This is a genomic window from Sphingobium salicis subsp. salicis, assembly GCF_049472635.1.
Taxonomy (GTDB): domain Bacteria; phylum Pseudomonadota; class Alphaproteobacteria; order Sphingomonadales; family Sphingomonadaceae; genus Sphingobium; species Sphingobium yanoikuyae_A.
In genome coordinates, this window is sequence record NZ_JAYRCS010000001.1 from 1,626,077 (window position 1) to 1,646,611 (window position 20,535).

Consider the following 20,535-nt stretch of genomic DNA (forward strand, 5'->3'; position numbering starts at 1 on the left):
CCGTCTCCCTTTCAGTTCGTCACCTGCGTCAGATAGACGCTGCCGGTGGTGCTGTTCACATCGGTCGGCGCGGCGCCATAGATGATGTCGGTGTCGGCCGACAGCGGCACCGTGGCAAGCCGCGTTATCGCCTTGCCGGGCGCGAGGTCGGTAATCGTCCAGCCCGACGCCGTCGATGTCTTCAGCCCCTGGCGCAGCCCTTCGCCGGTGGTGGCGAAATAGACGCGGACCTGCGCCGCCGTGCGCGATATGCCCAGCGCCGCGGGCACATTGTTGCTGGCGGCGTAGACTTTTTCCCGGCTGGTCCAGCCGGTGCCGCTCCAGCGCACGCGCCAGACGTCGAAATTGGCGTCGCCGCTGCCGTCGGTCGGACGATAGCGATAGGCGATGGTCGGCTGGTTATAATCGTCGAGCGCCAGCTTGGCGCTCTGCAAGCCTTTGAGCGTCTGGTCGGTGGTGAAGACCTCGCCCGACTGGAGCGGCAGGAAGAAGAGCTTGGCATTGGCGAGGCCCGCCGGCAGCGTTGCCGCCGTGCCATCGGCATAGCTCCAGCCGCCGCCGGTCGGCGAATAGCGCAGATAGCTGCCATAATGACGCAGCGACCGGGGCAGCGACTTGGCCCATTCCCACAGCAGATGAACGCTGCCGTCGCTGCCGAATGTCATATCGTCGGGATAGACGACCGCATCATTGGCGGCGGCAAAGGTGCCGACATGACTCCAGTTGCCGCTGCTGCCAGACATGGCCCAGCGAAACAGTTCGCCCTCGCCATCATAGGTCACCGCATCATAGCTGCGGATCATCAGATAGACGTCGCCATTGGGCGCCCGCTTGGCGACCGGATAGGTATAGAGGCCGGTGGCGGGGATATCGGTCTGGCGGGTGAAGCTCATGCCACCGGGCGCATCGGCGCGGAAATAGCGCATGCCATCCGACAGATTGTGCATGTCGGCCCAGACATGCAGCACGCCCGTGCCGTCGACCGCGATGGTCGGCTGCTTGTGCCCGATATCGTCCGCCTCGGTCCAGACCGTGCCATCGGGATTGCGCAGCACGGCGAAGGTCCAGGTGCCGCTCGTGTCGCGCTTGCCGATCTTGACCTCGTGGCTGCCGGCCGCGCCGGACGCGGGCGGGCTGTCGAAGGCGACATAGAGCGTGCCGTCGGGGGCCAGCGCGATCGGCACCCACCAGGCGGCCTGGTTGGAGGAGTCCGCGTCGCGCGGCACCCGCTCGACGCTGATGCTGGCGGCGAGCGCAGCGGCCATCGGTTCTTCCGCCGTGGCCTGGAGCGGGCTGCCGAGGCTGACCCAGTTAGCAATGGCGCTGGTCGATCGGCTGGCGCCGCCCGTGGTGGCCGTATTGCTCAGCAGCAGCGCAGCCGACGCCGTTCCGGCAAGGGCCAGTCCCCCTGCCAGTCGATAGAAACGCTTCATCTTCCTCTCCCACTTGTTGTTATGCGTGGACGAGTTGGCCTTCCTCATTGGACCGGCGCGCACTGCGCAGCGCCAGGAAGGCAAGCAGAAAGGCGATCGGATGGAGCAGCGCCATCAGCAGGAAGCTGCGTTCGAACGCACCGCCCGCGACAAGCTGGCCGACCAATTGGGTCGAGAGCAGCCCGCCAAGCCCGCTGCCCGCCGCGACCACGCCGAACACGGTGGCGACGATTCGGGTGGGATAGAGATCGACGATCAGCGTGCTGATATTGATCTGGAACACCAGATGGGCGAAGGCCACGGCAGAGGCGAGCGCGAACAGGATCGGCAGGGCCGGATGGCTGGCCGCGATCGCACCGAGCGGCGCCACCAGCGCGGCCGCACCCATCACGATGATGCGGCTGGTTGCTGGCGCCACGCCACGCGCGATCAACCGGCTGGAGAAGAAGCCCCCGCCGATGCTGCCAAGGTCGGCCGCGAGATAGACGATCCACGCCATGGACGCGACCGCGATCAGGGTCAGGCCATAGATGTCCGTCAGATATTTGGGGAACCAGAAGAGGTAGAAATACCAGACTGGATCGGCGACCGCACGGGCACCGGCAAGCAGCCAGACCGACCGGTCGCGCAGGATGCGGCCCCATAGGGCGCCCTCGCTGATCCGCTCCTCCTTCGGCTCCGGCGCGCTGCGCGGATAGACCATCAGCCAGACGACCAGCCAGACAAGCCCCGCCGCACCGGTGGCGATGAACGCTGCGCGCCAGCCGAAATGCAGCGCGATGCCGGCGATCAGCGGCGGCGCCAGCGTCGCGCCGATCATCGCCCCGGCCGTATAGATGCCGAGCGCTATACCCCGTTCCTTGGGCGGAAAATGTTCCGAAACCGCCTTGGGCCCGGCGGTATAATTGCCGGCCTCTCCCAGCCCCAGCGCGAAGCGCGCCGCGCCCAGCTCCCCTGCCGACCGGACGAAGCCGGTCAGCAGGTTCGCCAGCGACCACCAGCCCACGAACAGCGCCAAAGACAGACGCGTGCCCAGCCAGTCGGTCACCCGGCCGGCCATCAGATAGGCGAAGGTATAGGCAATCAGGAAAGCCTGGACGACGCGCGCATAGGCGATATCATCCATATGCAGGTCTTGCTGCACCGTCGTCGCCAGGATCGAAAGCGCCTGCCGGTCGAGATAGTTGATCACGGTCGAGGCGAACAGCATCGCCAGGATCGCCCATCTGATCTTGCGGGCCTTCCCCTCGATCATGCGGCGGCGGCCTCCATGCGCGCGGCGATCGCCGACAGGCCGGCAAGCGCGGTGCCGTCGCCCGCCGCCTTTTCGATCGCGATCCCCACGCGATCGCAGACCCGGCCATAGAGATCGACCAGCAGTTCCGCGCCGACCAGGACGATGGTGTCCACCGCCATGCCGCGCGCGCGATGGGCGGCGACCGCGTCGCGGACCTCCGCACCGATCATCAACCCGGACAGGAAGGAAGGCGCGGCGTCGCTGGTCAGTTCGCCCATCAGGATGCGACTGCGCAGCGCGAACAGTCCATGTTCGATCGCCAAGCTCGGATTATCGATCACCAGCCCGGCTCCGACATCGAAGGCGGCGATGTCGGTCGGCGCGGCCGGATCATAGGGTTTTGCCAACGACCGACCGAGCAGGCCATGGGCGAGCAGCAGCTCGCGCATTTCCCCCTGCATAGAGGTGACGAAATCCAGCACCGTCCGCCCGCGCGCCCGCACCCATTTGGCATGGGTGCCCGGCAGGCAGATCAGCCGTTCGCTATCATCATCGGCCACGCCAGCCAGCCAGCCGAACAGTTGCACTTCTTCGCCGCGCATCACATCGGGCTGGCCAAAGATGTTGCGGCAGGACAGACCCGGCACGATCGCCACCCGACATCCCGCCGCGTGGAACCGCAGCAGCGCGCCGGCCATCGCCTCCGGCCCGGCCGGGCAAGACAGATAGGCTGCCTCGCGCCAGCCGATGGTCGACCCGATCATGCCCGACAGCAGCACCGGCATCGGACCATGACGATCGATCCAGTCCCCTGCCGCCGCGCGGAAGGCGGCTTCATGATCCGTCACATCCTTGGCGCCCTTGCCACGCACCGTCTCGACCGGGACCAGCCGCCCCTCCTCCACCCGGCACAGGTGGAGGCGCATGTTGCTTGATCCCCAATCGCCCGCGATCAGCATAGTCATCCCGTCCTCAGAACTTGAAGTTGGCGCCGATGGCGAAGCGGCGGCCCTGCTCGGCATAGAGGGCGATCGCTTCGGGCGCGCCGGTATAGCGGATCTGCTTCTCGTTGGTCAGGTTGCCGGCCTCGGCATAAATGCCGAAGGCGCCAAAATCATAGCGGATCGATGCGTCGATCGTCTCATAGGGCTTGAAGAAGGAGCCTTCGCCACCCGCCGTCACACTGTCGAGATAGCCCGAGCGATAGTTATAGGCGACGCGCAGGCCGAACCCATCCTTTTCATAATAGCCGACCAGATTGGCATTATGCTTGGACAGCCCTTCCAGTGGCAGGGTAGCGCCGGTGCGGGCATTCACGAACGGCGTGCTGCTGTCGATATAGCTGTAGTTCGCCAGAATGCCGAAGCCGCTGGCAAAGCCATCCAGGAAGTTGAACGGCAGCTGCAGCATCACTTCCGCGCCCTTGAGCTTGCCGCCCTCGCCATTGACCTTGCGCGTGACCAGGAATTGCTGGGCCTCACCCGGCACATCCTCGAAGGTCGAGCGGGTGGTCAGGAAGGAGCCGATATCCTTGTAGAACAGGCCGACCGTCAGCGCCGATCCCTGGCGGAAATACCATTCCAGCGACACGTCATACTGGTCCGCGCGGAAGGGCTTGAGGTTCGGATTGCCGCCGGTCCCGGTATAGACGATGCGGTTGAGCAGCAGGCCGGGACTCAGATCCTGCGAGTCCGGCAGGCCGACGACCTTGGCCGCGCCGACACGGGCGACCAGCTTGTCGGTCAGGTCGAATTTCAGCACCGCGCTCGGCAACCAGTCCTCATAAGATGGCGAGGCAGTGACCGGCTGGAACGTCCCGTCGGCGCGGCGCAGCGCGGACACCGCATCGCGGTCGGTGCGGGTGTAACGCAGACCGATATTGCCGGAGAAGGGAATGCTGCCCAGATCGCCCTTCAGATTGAGCTTCACATAGCCAGCCTTGGTGACTTCATCGAGCTTGTAGGAGGCGGTGGGGTCCAGCACGCGCGGCGTGCAACTGCCCAATATCGCCTCGCATGCAAAGTCCGCGCCGGTGCCGAACGGATTGCCGACCAGATAGGATTGGGCAAAGGGCGCCTTGCCACCCAGCAGATCGGGGAAGCTGCCGACCTCATAGAGCGCCGCATCCCGATCGGTCAGGCGGACCGAGGAGGTGAGCTGTGACAGCAGCGAATTGCGCGCGGTCTTGAGCTTGGCGATACGGCCGCCGACCTCGAAGGAGTCCAGCACGCCGCTTTCGATCGCATAGCGCAGGTCGACCCGGCCGGCATATTCCTTCGCATTGGATTCAAAGCGGTTATCGAAGAAGTTGGAATAATTGTAGAGCGACGGATCGAGCAGGTCGACGCCCGACGGCAGGGTCAGTTGCGGCACGCCGCCGCCGGTGAAATCGAACGAGGTCAGATAGGATGCCCGCGTCTGGGTGCGGACATAGGTCTGGTTGTAGTTGAGCTGGGCATCCGAATAGCTGCCCTCCGCCTTGATCGTCCACGGCCCCTTCTCATAACGCAGGTTGAGCGCGCTGGAGAGCGAGTCATCCTTGATCGTCAGCCGCTCGTCATTGCCCTGCAGCGGCCGGCGAACCGTGCCCGCGACCAGCACCTCATTGGGCGAGAAGCTGTAGTCGACATAGTCCGCGCCATTGCTGGTCAGCGCGACGGCGAACCAGTTGCGGCGGCGCTTGGCCTTGCCGGCGGCATAGACGGTGTCCAGCGACAGCTCGAGTTCGTCGGTGGGTCGCCATTGCAACACGACATTGGCGCCAAGCCGCTTGCGGCGTTCGCGCAGCCGCTGATAGCGGAGGTCGGCGATATAGGTGCCGGCCAGGCCGTCGCCATTGGGATCATTGTCGGCCACGCCATCGCCATTGGGGTCGAACGCGCCGGTCAGCGGCAGAAAGCCGGCGAAGCTGTTGAAGCTGTCTTCCTGGATCGGCCGGTCGGATGCAGTCACATTCACGAGCACGCCAAACCGATCATCGAAATTGCGCGAATAGAGCAGCGAACCGCTGACACCCTTACGGTCGAGCATGTCGGCATAGCTGCCCTCGATCCGGCCGGCGACCATCGTGTTCGGCGCGTCGAGCGGCTTGCGGGTGATGATGTTGACCGTGCCGCCCAGCGACCCGTCAATCTGGTCGGCCGACAGCAGCTTGGTGACTTCCAGGCGGCTGATCAGTTCGGCGGGATAAAGCGACAGCGGATTGAAATCGGCATCGGCCGGCACGCCGGGGCCGCGACCGAAGGGGCTGACCAGCGACCGGCCATTCACCTCGGTCCGGTTCTGACGCAGGCCACGGATCGACACGCTGGTGCCATCGCCCAGCGAGCGGCGGATCTGCACGCCCGACACGCGCTGGAGCGATTCCGCGATATTCTGGTCGGGCAGCTTGCCGACATCCTCGGCCACGATCGAGTCAACGAAGGTGACAGCCTGGCGCTTGGTCTCGATGCCCTTGCTCAGGCTCTGACGAATGCCGGTGACGACGATATCGGCGACCGCGCTGTCGGCCGCCTGGGCTGGCTGCGGCTCTGCAGTTTCCTGGGCGGCTACGATCGTCGGAAACGCGGCCGTAGTGGCCAGTACCAACAGGCTCGCGCATTTTGCTACCTTGCGCATCTTCATCCCCTCCTGTGCGAGCATTGTGCTTCTGAGAGGGAAATTGTTGCACAATTAGCGACGTGTCAATCCCGAAATCTGAAATTTGTTGCTTCTATATCGATTTAATTGGCCAATTTTGCGGAATAAAATCAATAGCACGCCATATGTGTATCACATGAAGCAACGCTTACTCCCCGATGCGCTGCGCCGCCTCGCGCAGGGCCTCGACCAGCGGTGCCGTCGCCCCCTCAGGAATCCAGCCGGACATGGCGATGCCGGCATGGACCGGATCGCCCATCGAGACGGACACGATATGATGGTCGCGCTCATCCGCCACATGGACGCGTGCATAGCCCAGCGCACGAACCTCGCTCAGCTTGGCGAGCAGGCTGTCGATGCCGTCCGGGAACATCGGAATGTCGCGCCCTTCATACAGCTCGCGCACATCCGCATCCTCCAGTTCCGCGAGCAGGGCGATGCCGATGCCGCTGGTCGTCGCGGGCAACAGGCCGATACGGCCCAGGCCGCGCGACGCTTCGATCCCCGGCGGGGCGTGGAAGAGATAGGAGACGCTGTCATTCCACAGCACGCCCATCGCCACCGTATGACCGTAGCGACGGAGTTGCTCCAGCTCCGGCAGGGCGCGACGGATCAGGCCCGACGCGAACAGGCTCTGCGCCGCCAGCACATGCATGCCCGGCCCAGCGGTATATTTGCGGTTCGCAGTCTGTCGCGCGATGCCCAGATAGGCCAGCGTCTTGAGCAGGCGGTTGATCTTGGTCGGATCGGAATCCAGCTGTCGCGCCAGTTCGCGGCAGCCGATCGGCTCGGGCGAGGAAGCGAGCGCCTGAAGCGTGGTGATCCCATCGATCAGGCTCTGGTTGGGCTGGGCGTTGATTTTCGTGCGCATGGCCGTTTCTAGCGTCCGACCATGGCGTTTAGCCAGCCCAGATATCTCATTGCCGCCCCCGCGTTACATGGTTCCAGAAGGCCGCGTTCGGCGCCACCCCCAGCCCCGGTCCTTCGGGCAGGGCAAAGGCGCCGGCCGTGCAGGACAGGCGCCCGTCGAGCAATTGCGCCGAACGCGGCAGGATCGAATGCTGATATTCATGATAGGGCAGGTCGCGCACCGCCGCGGCGGCATGCAGGCTGGCCGCCGCGAAGATGCCGACGCCGATGGTCGCATGCGGCATCACCCGGACATGATGGGCCTCGGCCAGACGAGCGATGCGCATGAACTGGGTGATGCCGGTATGGCCCATTTCGGGCTGCACGATCGATACCGCGCGCGCTTCCAGTCTTGGCCGGGCGTCGAACACGCTGCGCCATTCCTCGCCCGCCGCGATCGGCGTCGCGACGCGGGCGGCGACATCGGCCAGCCCCGCCACATCCTCGGGCTTGACCGGCGCCTCGGCGAAATAAAGGTCATGCGGTTCCAGCCGGCGGATGAGCGCCACTGCCTCGGCCGCCGAATACATCCAGTGAAGATCCACCATCAGCTTGACGTCCGGGCCGATCGCCGCGCGCAAGGCCCGCGCCTCCGCCTCGATCCCGTCGAAGCTGACCACGCCGGCGAACTTGATCGCGTCGAACCCCTGGTCGACGAAGCGCTTCGCCAGCGCGCAGCGCGCCTCCAATGTCGGTTCGGGCAGGCCGGAGACATAGGCTGGAATGGTCTCGCGCCGCTGGCCGCCCAGCATGCGGCAGAGCGGCAGGTCGACGGCGCGGGCATGAATGTCCCACAGGGCGATGTCGACCGCAGCCATCGCGTCCAGCCAGAAACCGCCCTGATAGCCGCGCACCCGCATCAGGTCGTAAAGATCTTCCCAGATCACCTCGACATCATGGGCAGATCGGCCGACCAGGATCGGCGCGACGACATCGTCGACCAGTTCGTGGATCGCCCCCGGCGCGACCAGGCCATAGGTCTCGCCCCAGCCGACCAGTCCCGACCGACTGGTGACACGCACCACCACCGATCGGTCGACCGTCGGATAGATGGTGCCATTGCGGCGCCGGACGATATAGCCGGCCGCGTTGACTTCCTCGCCCGGCCCCAATGCGCCCAGATAGGGCACATCGCGAGGTATGGTGACGGTGAAGACGTCCAGCCGCTCGATCACATCATCCATCGCGCCCATATCCTTCAGCCCTGCACCACGCCGATACCGGTCCAATCGTCGATCCGCGCAAGGATGCGGTCAAGCTCGCGCTGGTCGCCCTCGTCCAGTTCCGGGCCGGGCGCGCGGGTGAAGGCGTCTACGATCAGGCCGCGGCGGCGCAACACTTCCTTGGTCAGGCGCCAGCGGAACACTGCCTGCATCATCAGCAGCGGCAGCATCCGTTCATAATGGGTGCGTACCGCGTCGCCGTCGCCGGCCAGATGGGCGGCCATCAGCGCGACATGCGCTTCGGGCAGTTCGGCCGCCGGCATGGTGCCGATCGCGCCGCGCGCCAGTTCGTCGGTGATGTAACGTCCACCGGCACCGCCGAACACGCCCAGCAGATGATCGGGCGCGGCGGCGCGGATCGCACTGATCCGCTGGCCGCAGGGCATATTCTCTTCCTTGACCCAGTGGATGGCGGGGACGGCACCGACGACGGCGATGACATCCTCGGCGCTCAGGCCCGCCCCCATCGGTCGGGGCGCATTTTGCAGCATCAACGGCAGGCCGATCTCGCCGAGCGTGCGATAATGGGCGGCGAGCGCGTCATTGTCGCCGGCCAGCGCGCCCGGCGTCATCACCATCGCGCCAGCGGCCCCCGCTTCCTTGCCCGCACGGATCAGCGCCAGGCTTTCGTCGACGTCCGGGCTGGATGCGCCGATGATGAAGCCGATGCGGCCATCGATACGCGCAGCGATCCGGCCGATCAGGCCGATCCGCTCATCGAGAGAGAGCATGTCATATTCGCTGGCGAGGCCCGGAAAGACTGCGCCGTCGACACCGCAATCGACGACGAAATCGACAATCGCATCCATGCCGCTATCGTCGATAGCGCCCGACGCATCGAACGGCGTGGGCAGAACCGGATATACGCCACTGACCTTCATGGAACCCCTTCCTCTCCTGTTTCCGCATCAATTATCGCTCATTTAGCAACACGTCAATCTGACATTGTCAGAATTATGCCATTGCGAGTGAATCGCCAGATGATATGTTGCTTTTATAAATACGAATGGAGAAGATATGCCCCGCCTGTCCGGTAAGATCGCCCTCGTCACCGGTGCCGCCGGCGGCATCGGCGCGGCCATTTGCGTCCGCTTCAAGGCGGAGGGCGCCCATGTCGTCGCGATGGACCGGATCGCCCCCGATGCGGGGGACGAGGCATGGATGTGCGACCTGGCCGACGACGCCGGCATTGCGCAGGGCGCGGCCGACCTGCTGGCACGGCTTGGGCCGCCGGACATCATCGTCCATGCCGGCGCCGCGACCGAACAGGCGGACATCTTCGCCTCCTCACCGCAAGCCTTCAATGCGATCTATGACGTGAATGTCGGTGGCGCAGTCCGCCTGGTCCAGGCCTTCGCCCCCGCCATGCAGGACGCGGGCCGGGGCAATTTCGTCTTCATTTCCTCGATCAATGCCCGCATGGGCGCGCCCAGCCTGGCCGCCTATGCCGCGTCGAAGGGCGGCCTCGAAACCTTCATGAAGGGCTTTGCGCTGGACGTCGCGGCCGACGGTCTGCGCGCCAATTGCGTCGCCCCGGCCTCGATCGACACGGCAATGCTGCGCGCCTCCTTCGACCGACAGCCCGATCCGGCGGCCGCACTGGCCGCCAACATCCTGCGCCATCCGCTAGGCCGGCTCGGCACGGTCGAGGATGTGGCGAACCTGGTGCTGTTCCTCGCGTCCGATGAAGCCGCCTGGATCACCGGTGGCGTGTTCCCGGTGGATGGCGGCGCCGGCATCACCCGCCGATAGGCTGAGGGACAGGGAACAGGCTGGCGATCGCGCGCCAGCCCCTCCCCTGTCCGGTCGTTACAGCGCCTGCTGTTCCGAATTGAGGTTGCGCTTCGCCGGCAATTTGGCGCCGGCATCGGGCATCGCACCATTCAGGCTCGCCGGCACCTCGACATAAGGCAGGCCCAAAGTCTGGCTGGTCATGCGACGGATGCGGTTGGTGAGGTCCGGGCTGGCGTTGAGCTTCTGCCCATAGGAGGGCACCATCGCCGCCACCTTGGGCTTCCAGCTGGTCGCCATCTGCTGCGGGAAGGCGCGGCGCATGACTTCCAGCATGATCGCCGGCGAGGTCGAGGCGCCGGGCGAGGCGCCCAGCAGCGCGGCGATGCTGGCATCCTTGTCGGTGACGATCTCGGTCCCGAACTGCAGCACCGTGCCCTTCTTGGGATCATATTTGATCACCTGGACGCGCTGGCCCGCGGTGATCAGCTTCCAGTCGCCGCGCTTGGCATTGGGATAATATTTGACCAGTTCGGCCTGCCGCTCGGCATCGGTCAACGTCGCCTGCTGCGCCAGATAGCGGACCAGATCCAGATTTTCCGCGCCGACCTTCATCATGCCGCCGACATTATTCTTGTAGATGGAGGCGAAGAGATCGAGCGACGAGCCATTTTTCAGGAATTTCGTGCTCTGCAGCGCGAACGGACCGAACAGGGTCACCGATTTGCCATCCAGTTTGCGCGCGTCGAGATGCGGCACCGACATGGGCGGCGATCCGGCCTCCGCCTTGCCATAGACCTTCACATTGTGACGGCTGGTCGCGGCCGGCCCCTCGAACGCCAGGAACTGGCCGCCGACCGGGAAGCCGGCATAGTTTTTCGATTCCGGAATGCCCGACATCTGCAGCAGCTTGAGCGAGGCACCGCCCGCGCCGATGAAGACGAACTTCGCCTTCACCACGGCATCGCTGTTCTTCTTGAGGTCATGGACGGTGACGTTCCAGGTCTTGTCCGCATTCTGATGCAGGCCGCGCACTTCATGGCCAAGCTGCAGGTGGAAATTGGGATTGCGGGTCAGCGCCTGGGTCAGCTGGGTGGTGATGACACCGAAATTGACATCGGTTCCAAGCGGCATGAACGTTGCCGCCACCTTCTGCTTCGGGTCGCGGCCTTCCATCACCAGCGGCGCCCAGCGGCGGATCTGTGCGGGATCCTGCGAATATTGCATGCCGTAGAAGAGCGGGTTCTTGACCAGCGCGTCGCGGCGCTTGTGCAGATAGGCGATATTGTCGTCCCCCCAGACGAAGCTCATATGCGGCGTCGGGTTGATGAAGTCGGTCGGCTTGGGCAGGCGGCCCTGCTTGACCTCATGCGACCAGAACTGGCGCGAAATCTCGAACTGCTCGGCGATGTCCACGGCCTTTTCGGTCGCGATCGATCCGTCGTCCTTCTCCGGCGTATAGTTCAGCTCGGCAAAGCCCGAATGGCCGGTGCCCGCATTGTTCCAGCCATTGGAGCTTTCCTGCGCGACCTTGTCCATCCGCTCATAGATGTCGATCCGCCAGTCCGGCTCCATCTCCTGGAGATAGGTGGCCAGCGTCACGCCCATGATGCCGCCGCCGATCACCAGCACATCGACCGGCTGGTCATTGGCGGCCGCCTTGCCAGCGGGCGAGGCCATGGGACGGAACAGGAATGCGGCGGCGGCGATCGCCAGCACCAGGAGGAGGATGGCGAGGGTAAGGAGGATCTTCTTGAACAGGGGCCGGCGGCGCGATGCCGCCGGACTGGAGGAGGATATCATGATCGTGGGTTCCAAATCTGCGTGGAAAGGGGCCGGGCGGCCGGATGCGCGTTCGCCAATCTTGTCCGTCAGGTCATGCGCACCACCCCATCCACCTTCAGAAACGGAAGCTCAGCCAGCCGGCCAGATAATCGCTGTTGCCATAGCCAGCACGGCTAAGCACCGGTCCTGCATCCAGATGCTCGTAGCGCCCGACAAAGGACAGGCGCGGCGTGATCGACCATGTGATCTGCGCACGGATGGATTCGCCGATCTTGTGACCGGTAACCGATTGGGTGCCGGCGAAGATCGACTTGTTGGCGCGATAGACCGCATCATTTTCATCGGCGCGCCAGGCGAACTGATATTCCATCGTCGCCTTCACCCCCTTGAGCGGCGACAGGGTCAGACTGGGCGCCAGCGTCTTGAGGTTGGTCGGCGTCATGCACAGCTGGTAGCTGTAATAGATATTGTTGCCGAAGGGGGCGTAGGCGGCCTTCAGCGTGCCCCCCTCGAACGTGCCGCCGCCGCTCGCATAATCGGCGTGGAAGCCGATGCGCGGCCCCATCGGCAGGTCGCCGGGCAGTTTGTAGCTCTGGTTGAAGAAAAGCTGCCAGGCGCTGATGTCGCGCCCGTCGAAATCGCCGAACTGGTGGTTGACGGTCCAGTCGAGATTGACCGGGCCGACCTCCCCCCACAGGCGCGCGCCGGCATAGAAGCGCTCGACTCGGCCGGTCACGCCGCCCCATAGCGCTTCGCTGGTGCGCAACCGCCAGAAGAAGGGATCGAGATAGAGTTCCGATCCGCCCAGTGCCTTTTCCGGGATCCGGATGCCGGCGGTGAAGCCGGAGAAGCGCCGCCCCTGCTCGACCTTGTCATCGTCGATGCCACCATTGCCCAGCGCGGTCGGCTTGAAATCGAAGGCATCGATGCGCAGCGATCCTGTCCGCGCCCAGGCCCGCACGCCGTTCAGCGCATAGCGGATCGTGTTGTTGTCGCGCTGCGACGTCAGCAGATTGGGGCCGTCGGTAAATTCCTGGCGCCCATAACGCAGGCCCAGGTCCATGCCGGCGAGCCGCCCCTTCAGTTCGGCGAAGGACTGGAGCAGCACCAGATCATTGCGCAGTGATCCCGACGGAGTGCCGATATTGTCGCCGGAAATGCCGCCATGGGCGATCTCGCCATAGAAGCGCAGATGCGGCCCGACATGCAGGTCGGCGCCAGCGACCAGTCGGTTGATGTCCTGCCGCTGGCTGCCGGCGTTCCGCAGGTTGAGGTTGGTCGTGTAATTGACCCGCACCCGCGCCTCGCCGCTGAGCGTCAGATAGATGTCGCCGTCATTGTCGAGCGGCAGATATTTGAGGCGATCGAACAGGTCATCGCGCTGCTGCGGATCGGCCTTGCTGCGCCAGTCCTCCGCCCAGCGCGACAGGGCATAGCCGCCCGATACCGATCCTTCACCGACGGCATCGGCGGGATAGAGGCTGGCGGGTTCAGCGGGCATGTCGTCGGCCCATGCTGGCGTGGCGAGCAGGGTGGCAAGGGTGAGAGCGGAAACGGCGATGGGGCGGCGCGCGGCCGCGCAGGGGAAACGAACCATGGTGGCTGCGCCTCATTCCGCCGGGACGGCGCTGGCGAACGCCGGCTCGGCCGGGGATGGCGCCCCGCCCTCGCCCCGCATCGCGGCCTGCAATTGCGCCTGATCCAGCTTCCCTTCCCAACGCGACACGACGACCGTCGCCACCGCATTGCCGATGAAGTTGGTGAGGCTGCGGCATTCGCTCATGAAGCGGTCGACGCCCAGGATCAGGGCCATGCCGGCGACCGGCACGGAGGGGACGATGGAGAGGGTCGCCGCCAGCGTGATGAAGCCCGCGCCGGTCACGCCCGCCGCGCCCTTGGACGAGAGCATGGCGACGCCCAGGAGCAGGATCTGGTCGCCGATCGACAGGTCGACGCCGGTGGCCTGCGCGATGAACAGCGCGGCCAATGTCATGTAGATATTGGTGCCGTCGAGGTTGAAGCTGTAGCCGGTCGGCACGACCAGGCCGACGATCGACTTGGGGCAGCCCGCCCGCTCCATCTTCTCGATCAGCGCCGGCAGCGCGCTTTCCGACGAGGAGGTGCCCAGCACCAGCAGCAATTCGGTCTTCAGGTAACGGATCAGGCCGAAGATCGAGAAACCCGCGGCGCGGGCGACCAGACCCAGGATCACGACCACGAACAGTGCCGAGGTGAGGTAGAAGGTGCCGACCAGGAAGGCGAGATTGGCGAGCGTGCCGACGCCATATTTGCCGATGGTGAAGGCCATGGCGCCGAACGCACCGACGGGCGCGGCCTTCATGACGATGGCGACCAGCTTGAACACGGCGGTCGAGACATCGTCCAGCAGGTCGAGCACGCGCGCGCCGCGATCGCCGATCAGCGCCAGCGCAACCCCGAACAGGATCGCGACGAACAGCACCTGAAGGATATTGCCGCTGACGAAGGCAGATAGGAAACTGTCGGGGATGATGCCGGTCAGAAAGGCGGTCAGTGTGCTGTCATGCGCCTTTTCCGCATATTCGCTGACCTTGCTGGCGTCGAGCGTGGCGGGGTCGATGTTGAGGCCCGCGCCCGGCCGCACCACATTGGCGACGATCATGCCGACGACCAGCGCCAGGGTGGAGAAGAACAGGAAATAGGCGAAGGCCTTGCCCGCGACCCGGCCGACGCTGGCGATGTCGCGCATGCCGGCAATGCCGGTGACGATCGTCAGGAAGATGACCGGGGCGATGACCATCTTCACCGCCTTGATGAAGGCGTCGCCGACCGGCTTCATCGCCTCCCCCAGATGCGGCGCAAAATGGCCGAGCGCCACACCGGCGATGATCGCCAGCAGCACCTGCGCATAGAGATGAAGATACCAGGGACGCCGGGCGACCGGCGCGTCGGGGAAATCGGAAATCTGCATGACAGTTATCTTTCTGGCCCTCGCCAAAAGCCTTCCCGCCTTCTTGGTTGGGCGGGTCGGGAATTGAGGGGACCAGTATCGAGCCGTCAGCCATGCGCGACAAATTGCAGGAGGAATGAAATTAAATCATTATATTTCAATATATTGATACGATTTCCATGCCTGCGGCCAGTTCATTTAGTGCATATAATTGCTCACCAATATCGCGCGATGTGCCAAAATTTGCACATAGCCTGCCGGCGCGATATGCAGGGGCATGGACAGCGCCCGCTTCCCGACTCGGATCCTGTGGATCGCCCTATTCCTGGGCGTGGCCGGCGGCCTGCTCTGGCTGTCGGGCGAGGTCGCCGAGCGCAATGCCGTCGCCCGGCTGAGCGCGGAGACGCGCGGCGCCGCGATCCTGCGCCAGGCCTATCTCAAGAGCGAGATCGAGCGGTTCCGGCTGTTGCCCATCGCCCTGTCCGATGACAGCGACCTGGTCGCCGGCCTTACCGGATCACAGGCCGCCCTGCGGGCGCTCGACCGCAAGCTGCAGGCACTGGCCCGCACCACCGGCGCAGCGCAGATCTATGTGCTCGACGCATCCGGCCGCACCGTCGCATCGAGCAACTGGGGCAGCGAACGCAGCTTCGTCGGCCAGGACTATTCCTTCCGCAACTATTTCAAGCTCGCCGCCGCCCATGGATCGGGCGCGCAATTCGCGCTCGGCACGATCAGCGAGCGGCCCGGCATGTATCTGTCGCGGCGATCGCGCGGCGGCGGCTATGTCGTGGTGAAGCTGGAATTTGACGGGATCGAGCAGCAATGGGCGCGGCTGGGCGAGATCACCTTCATCACCAGTCGCGAGGGCATCATCCTGATCACCAGCCGCCCCGACTGGCGCTTCACCACCATCCATCCGCTCTCGGCGCAGGCCAAGCAGCGCTTCCGCGCCGAATTGCAGTCCGGCCGCGGCTCGCTGCTGCCAGTGCCGCTCAGGGGCATGGGCGATGCCGATGGCCGGCAGATCGTCAGCCCCGCCGACGAACCGCGCCGCCGCCTGCTGTGGCAATCGGTCGCGGCCGGCGAACCGGGCTGGCAGCTCAACATGCTGACGCCGCTGCATGGCGTGGAAAGCTTCGTGCGCACGGTGCGGCTGGCGACCCTCTTGCTGCTGCTGCTGCTTGCGGGCGGCATCTGGATATTGCGCGAGCGCGCCCATCGCCGCGCCGAACGGGCCGCCATGGCCGCCGCCCGCACCAGCGAACTGGAGGCGATGGTCACCGCCCGCACCCATGAGTTACGCCGCGAGATGGAGGAACGCGCCGCCAGCGAGACGCGCGCCGACACGCTGCGCGAGGGGCTGCGCCAGGCCAATCGCCTGGCATCGCTGGGCCAGATCACCGCCGGCATCGCCCATGAAACCGCCCAGCCCGTCGCCGCGATCCGCAGCTATGCCGCCAATGGCCGGCTGCTGATCGAGCGCGGTGATAGCGAGGCGGCGGCCGAGAATATGGCGGCGATCGAGCGGCTGACCGACCGGATCGGCAAGGTCACGGCCGAGCTGCGCGGTTTTTCGCGCAAGGCGACCGGCGCGATCGACGCCATTCCGCTGGCCGGGCCGATCGAGGGCAGCGTGCTGATCCTCAAATCGCGGCTGGCGCGGGTCGACCTGCAACTGCCCGACCTGCCTGACGACCTGCGCGTGATGGCCGACACGATCCGGCTGGAGCAGGTGCTTGTCAACCTGCTGCAAAATGCGCTCGAAGCACTGGAGGGCGTGGCCGCGCCCGCCATCCGCCTGTCGGTCGCGCTGGATGCGGAGACGGTGCTGCTGTCGGTGATCGACAATGGGCCGGGCATCGATCCGTCGGTGCAGGGCCAGCTTTTCACCCCCTTCGTCACCAGCCGCCCATCGGGCCTCGGGCTCGGCCTCGTCATCGCCAGCGACATCATGGCCGACATGGGCGGATCGCTGCGCCTGCTGCCCAGTGAAGCCGGTGCCCATTTCCAGCTGAGTCTGCAACGCGCGTGACCGATATGCCCCCGCGTCCGATCGCCCTGGTCGACGATGATGATGATTTGCGCGCCGCCATGGCGCAGACGCTGACGCTGGCGGGCCATGAGGTGCGCGCCTTCGCCCGCGCCGCCGATGCGCTGGCGGCGATCGATGCGGACTTTCCCGGCGTGGTGGTCAGCGACGTGCGGATGCCGCACATGTCGGGCATCGACCTGTTCCGGGCGCTCCATGCCCGCGACGCGGAACTGCCGGTCATCCTGGTCACCGGCCATGGCGATGTGCCGATGGCGGTGGATGCGCTCAAGGCCGGCGCTTGGGACTTCCTGACCAAGCCCTTTGATCCCGACGCGTTGCTGGCGTCGGTCGCGCGGGCGAGCGAGAAAAGGCTGCTGGTGATCGAGAACCGCCGCCTGCGCGCAATGGTCGATACCGCCGTCGCCTCCCCGCTTATCGGCCATTCTCCGGCAATCGAGCGGCTGCGCGACATGGTGGCGACCCTGGCCGACACCAATATCGACATATTGGTCGAGGGCGAGACCGGCACCGGCAAGGAACTGGTCGCGCGCATGATCCATCAGCGCAGCCGCCGCGCCAGCGCCCAGTTCGTCAGCATCGCCTGCGCCGCCGTGCCCGATGCGATCGCCGAGACCAGCCTGCATGGCGAAAGCCTGGCCGGGCGCGCGCCGCTCGAAGGGCGGCTGGCCCGCGCGCATCAGGGCACCTTGTTCCTGGACGATGTCGACCAGTCCGGTCCGGCGCTGCAGGCGCATCTGATCCAGTTTCTGGAGGATCGGCTGGTCCGCCCGGTCGGTGCGCGCGAACCCCAGCCAGTGGACCTGCGCGTGATCGGCTGCATGACGCAGCAGGGCCAGGCGGCGGCGATCCAGCCGGCGCTGCTTTATCGGCTGGCGGCGGTGCGGCTGCACATCCCGCCGCTGCGCGAACGGCGCGAGGATATTCCACTGATCTTCGCCCATCTGCTCGATGCCGCCGCCCGCCGCTTCCGCCGCGCGGTGCCGCCGGTCAGCCGCGCGGTGCTGGCCCATCTGCTGGACCATGACTGGCCCGGCAATGTCCATGAACTGGGGCGGCTGGCCGAACGGCTGGCGCTGGGACTGGAGCAGGAAACGGTTGCCGATGGCGCGACGCTGCCGCTCGACGCGCGCATGGATGCGTTCGAGCGCATGGCGATCATCGAGGCGATCCAGGCGACCGGCGGCGACATGGGCCAGGCGATCGAGCGCCTCGGCCTGCCGCGCAAGACCTTCTATTATCGGGTCCGACGGCTGGGCATCGACCTGCGGAAACTGCGCGGGCTGGATGGATAGATAGGGCTTCGGCCACATGACAGAAATGTAATGTTTGATATGTTGTAACATCATGGACATGTTTTTACAGAGGCGGGGCAGCCTCCAGCGCGACCGAGCAGGGCGTGGAGGTCAGAATAATGTCGCTCCATCCACCTCGGGGGATCCAAGTCCATGCAATTCCAGTTTCTCGCCGGCTGCGCGCTTGCCGTTCTCGGCATTTCGACGGTCGCCCATGCGCAAACCGCATCGGATGACGCCGCCGACGGCTATCATCAGGCCACCCGTTCCGACATCATCGTCACCGGCATATTGCCGACCCGCCGCCAGGACATGCTGTCCAGCGTCGCCGTGGTCGAGGGCAGGGATCTGACCCAGGCGATCCGCCCGTCGATCGGCGAGACGCTGGAGCATCAGCCTGGCGTATCCGCCACCTCCTTCGGCCCCAGCGCGTCGCGCCCGGTATTGCGCGGCCTGCAGGGCGAACGCGTCAAGATGCTGACCAACAGCCTGTCGACCGTCGACGTGTCCAACACCTCGGTCGATCATGCCGTGGTCGTGAATCCGCTGCTCGCCGAACGGATCGAGGTGCTGCGTGGGCCGCAGTCGCTGCTCTACGGATCGTCGGCGATCGGTGGCGTCGTCAACGTGATCGACAAGCGTATCCCCACGGCCATCCCGGATGAGCCGGTCCATGTCGATGCGATCGGCACCTATGGTTCGGCCGCAGACGAGCGTTCAGGCGCGGCCTCGGTCGATGTCCCCCTGTCGGGCGGTTGGGTTGCCCATGCCGATGGCAGCTATCTCAAGAGCGACGATGTCCGCATCGGCGGCCATGCGCTGACGCCAGCACTGCGTGCCGAAGCGCTGGCGTCGAGCCTGCTTCCCGCCGAACCGGCGGAAGAAGGCGAGGAAGCGATCGACTTTGCCGGCAACGCTGCGGTCAAGGGCAAGCTGCCCAATTCGGCGGCCAAGACCTGGACCGCCGGCGGCGGCATCGCCTATATCGGCGACACCGGCAATATCGGCATTTCCTACGACCATTATGACAGCCTCTATGGCGTGCCGATCCGCTTCGCGACCCAGCAGGGCGACGAGCAGGAAGCCCCGCGCCTCAGCATGAAGCAGGACAGCGTCAACCTGCGCGCCGAAGTGAATGGCGACGGCAATGTGCTGGACAAGATTTCGCTGCGTCTGGGCTATGCCGACTATACCCATGCCGAACTGGAGGAAGATGGCTCGGTCGGCACGGCCTTCTTCAGCAAGGGCATGGAAGCCAGGCTGGAACTGACCCAGGCCAAGCATGGCGCCTGGCGCGGCGCGACCGGCGTGCAACTGTTCAACCGCGATTTCAACGTGATCGGCGAGGAAGCCTTCCTGCCGAAAAATTCGACCACCCAGGTCGGCGTCTTCACCCTGCAGCAGCTCGATTATGGCGCGCTCAAGTTCGAGCTGGGCGGCCGCTACGAACATACCAGCCTGACCGCCAATCCGCTTGAGGATCAGGAGCAGTTCTTCGCCGGCAAGCGCAGCTTCGACGCCTTCTCCGGCTCGGTCGGCGCCTCCTATGGCCTGACCGACAGCTGGCGCATCGGCCTCAACCTGTCGCACACCGAACGCGCGCCGGCGGCTGAAGAATTGTTCGCCAACGGTCCCCATGCCGGCACCCAGGCCTATGAGGTCGGCAATCCCGACTTCAATCTGGAAAAGGCCAACAGCGTCGAGGCGATCCTGCGCGGCAGCGGCGACAATTACAGCTTCGAGGCGTCGGCCTATCACACCTGGTTCTCGAACTTCATCTATGAGGATCTGACCGGCGAGGAAGAAGATGGCCTGCCCGTCTATGCCTTCAACCAGGCAGACGCCCGCTATTATGGCTTCGAGGTGCAGGGATCGCTGACCCTGGCCAAGCTAGGCGACGGCAAGATCGTCGCGGATGGCCTGGCCGACTATGTCCATGCCAATGTGAAGAGCGTCGGGCCGGCGCCGCGCATTCCCCCGCTCCGTCTGCTCGGTGGCCTGGCCTATCAAGCGACCAAGTTCGACCTGCGCGGCGAAGTCGAGCGTGTCAGCAAGCAGGACCGGGTCGCCGAGTTCGAGACCACGACGCCCGGCTACACCATGGTCAATGCCGAGTTGAATGTTCGCCCCTGGGGCAAGGAACGTCCGCTCAGCTTCGCCCTGTCGGCCAACAACATCTTCGATGTGGTCGCCCGCCGGGCCTCGTCCTTCCTCAAGGACTATGCCCCGCTCACCGGCCGCGACATCCGCGTGACCGCGCGGGTCAGCTTCTGATGTGGAAGAACCGGGGCGGGTCGACCG

14 protein-coding genes are annotated in these 20,535 nt (G+C 65.3%); 4 read left to right on the forward strand and 10 right to left on the reverse strand.

Features of this window, described 5'->3' with window-relative positions; translation table 11 throughout:
• Positions 1-11 precede the first annotated feature (11 nt).
• The 7 genes from VHN57_RS07700 to VHN57_RS07730 form a co-directional block, all read right to left on the reverse strand.
• Positions 12-1,433: a BNR-4 repeat-containing protein gene (locus VHN57_RS07700; RefSeq protein ID WP_423283387.1), complete on the reverse strand. Its 1,422-nt coding sequence runs from the start codon at positions 1,431-1,433 to the stop codon at positions 12-14.
• 19 nt (positions 1,434-1,452) lie between these two features.
• Positions 1,453-2,688 carry an MFS transporter gene (locus VHN57_RS07705; protein ID WP_423283389.1) on the reverse strand — a complete coding sequence of 412 codons (1,236 nt, stop codon included), beginning with the start codon at positions 2,686-2,688 and terminating at the stop codon, positions 1,453-1,455.
• Entirely contained in the window at positions 2,685-3,635 is a 951-nt protein-coding gene (locus VHN57_RS07710; protein ID WP_278988568.1) for a 2-dehydro-3-deoxygalactonokinase, read from the reverse strand. Before VHN57_RS07710 ends, VHN57_RS07705 begins: the two co-directional genes overlap by 4 nt.
• Before the next feature lie 7 nt (positions 3,636-3,642).
• Positions 3,643-6,288: a TonB-dependent receptor gene (locus VHN57_RS07715; protein WP_423283391.1), complete on the reverse strand. Its 2,646-nt coding sequence runs from the start codon at positions 6,286-6,288 to the stop codon at positions 3,643-3,645.
• A gap of 169 nt (positions 6,289-6,457) precedes the next feature.
• Positions 6,458-7,180 carry an IclR family transcriptional regulator gene (locus VHN57_RS07720; RefSeq protein WP_004207194.1) on the reverse strand — a complete coding sequence of 241 codons (723 nt, stop codon included), beginning with the start codon at positions 7,178-7,180 and terminating at the stop codon, positions 6,458-6,460.
• Between the two features lie 46 nt (positions 7,181-7,226).
• Entirely contained in the window at positions 7,227-8,402 is a 1,176-nt protein-coding gene (locus VHN57_RS07725) for a mandelate racemase/muconate lactonizing enzyme family protein (RefSeq protein ID WP_278985210.1), read from the reverse strand.
• A 14-nt stretch (positions 8,403-8,416) separates the two neighbouring features.
• Positions 8,417-9,322 carry a dihydrodipicolinate synthase family protein gene (locus VHN57_RS07730; RefSeq protein WP_278985212.1) on the reverse strand — a complete coding sequence of 302 codons (906 nt, stop codon included), beginning with the start codon at positions 9,320-9,322 and terminating at the stop codon, positions 8,417-8,419.
• A 136-nt stretch (positions 9,323-9,458) separates the two neighbouring features.
• On the opposite strand from VHN57_RS07730, the gene VHN57_RS07735 reads away from it, so the two are divergent.
• Positions 9,459-10,193, forward strand: coding sequence for an SDR family NAD(P)-dependent oxidoreductase (locus VHN57_RS07735; RefSeq protein WP_423283393.1), 735 nt, complete (start codon positions 9,459-9,461; stop codon positions 10,191-10,193).
• A gap of 57 nt (positions 10,194-10,250) precedes the next feature.
• Here the strand turns inward: VHN57_RS07735 and mqo are convergent, their stop codons facing one another.
• The 3 genes from mqo to VHN57_RS07750 all read right to left on the reverse strand — a co-directional run bounded on the left by mqo (position 10,251) and on the right by VHN57_RS07750 (position 14,907).
• Positions 10,251-11,975: a malate dehydrogenase (quinone) gene (gene mqo / locus VHN57_RS07740; RefSeq protein WP_278985216.1), complete on the reverse strand. Its 1,725-nt coding sequence runs from the start codon at positions 11,973-11,975 to the stop codon at positions 10,251-10,253.
• 97 nt (positions 11,976-12,072) lie between these two features.
• Positions 12,073-13,554: an alginate export family protein gene (locus VHN57_RS07745; protein ID WP_278985217.1), complete on the reverse strand. Its 1,482-nt coding sequence runs from the start codon at positions 13,552-13,554 to the stop codon at positions 12,073-12,075.
• Between the two features lie 12 nt (positions 13,555-13,566).
• Positions 13,567-14,907: a dicarboxylate/amino acid:cation symporter gene (locus VHN57_RS07750; RefSeq protein ID WP_278985218.1), complete on the reverse strand. Its 1,341-nt coding sequence runs from the start codon at positions 14,905-14,907 to the stop codon at positions 13,567-13,569.
• Between the two features lie 256 nt (positions 14,908-15,163).
• On the opposite strand from VHN57_RS07750, the gene VHN57_RS07755 reads away from it, so the two are divergent.
• The 3 genes from VHN57_RS07755 (at position 15,164) to VHN57_RS07765 (ending at position 20,508) form a co-directional block, all read left to right on the forward strand.
• Positions 15,164-16,921: a sensor histidine kinase gene (locus VHN57_RS07755; protein ID WP_278985220.1), complete on the forward strand. Its 1,758-nt coding sequence runs from the start codon at positions 15,164-15,166 to the stop codon at positions 16,919-16,921.
• Positions 16,918-18,234: a sigma-54-dependent transcriptional regulator gene (locus VHN57_RS07760; RefSeq protein WP_278985222.1), complete on the forward strand. Its 1,317-nt coding sequence runs from the start codon at positions 16,918-16,920 to the stop codon at positions 18,232-18,234. The genes VHN57_RS07755 and VHN57_RS07760 overlap by 4 nt, the downstream gene beginning before the upstream one ends.
• 153 nt (positions 18,235-18,387) lie before the next feature.
• On the forward strand, positions 18,388-20,508 hold the full coding sequence (locus VHN57_RS07765) for a TonB-dependent receptor (RefSeq protein WP_278985224.1): 2,121 nt from the start codon (positions 18,388-18,390) through the stop codon (positions 20,506-20,508).
• Positions 20,509-20,535 lie beyond the last annotated feature (27 nt).

What these genes read in the sequence shown, in the direction of transcription:
- VHN57_RS07755 (WP_278985220.1), top strand. Translation starts at nt 15,164, where the DNA reads ATGGACAGCGCCCGCTTCCCGACTCGGATCCTGTGGATCGCCCTATTC.
- VHN57_RS07715 (WP_423283391.1), bottom strand. Translation starts at nt 6,288, where the DNA reads ATGCGCAAGGTAGCAAAATGCGCGAGCCTGTTGGTACTGGCCACTACG.
- VHN57_RS07745 (WP_278985217.1), bottom strand. Translation starts at nt 13,554, where the DNA reads ATGGTTCGTTTCCCCTGCGCGGCCGCGCGCCGCCCCATCGCCGTTTCC.
- VHN57_RS07725 (WP_278985210.1), bottom strand. Translation starts at nt 8,402, where the DNA reads ATGGATGATGTGATCGAGCGGCTGGACGTCTTCACCGTCACCATACCT.
- VHN57_RS07720 (WP_004207194.1), bottom strand. Translation starts at nt 7,180, where the DNA reads ATGCGCACGAAAATCAACGCCCAGCCCAACCAGAGCCTGATCGATGGG.
- VHN57_RS07765 (WP_278985224.1), top strand. Translation starts at nt 18,388, where the DNA reads ATGCAATTCCAGTTTCTCGCCGGCTGCGCGCTTGCCGTTCTCGGCATT.
- VHN57_RS07750 (WP_278985218.1), bottom strand. Translation starts at nt 14,907, where the DNA reads ATGCAGATTTCCGATTTCCCCGACGCGCCGGTCGCCCGGCGTCCCTGG.
- VHN57_RS07700 (WP_423283387.1), bottom strand. Translation starts at nt 1,433, where the DNA reads ATGAAGCGTTTCTATCGACTGGCAGGGGGACTGGCCCTTGCCGGAACG.
- VHN57_RS07730 (WP_278985212.1), bottom strand. Translation starts at nt 9,322, where the DNA reads ATGAAGGTCAGTGGCGTATATCCGGTTCTGCCCACGCCGTTCGATGCG.
- VHN57_RS07735 (WP_423283393.1), top strand. Translation starts at nt 9,459, where the DNA reads ATGCCCCGCCTGTCCGGTAAGATCGCCCTCGTCACCGGTGCCGCCGGC.
- VHN57_RS07710 (WP_278988568.1), bottom strand. Translation starts at nt 3,635, where the DNA reads ATGACTATGCTGATCGCGGGCGATTGGGGATCAAGCAACATGCGCCTC.
- mqo (WP_278985216.1), bottom strand. Translation starts at nt 11,975, where the DNA reads ATGATATCCTCCTCCAGTCCGGCGGCATCGCGCCGCCGGCCCCTGTTC.
- VHN57_RS07705 (WP_423283389.1), bottom strand. Translation starts at nt 2,688, where the DNA reads ATGATCGAGGGGAAGGCCCGCAAGATCAGATGGGCGATCCTGGCGATG.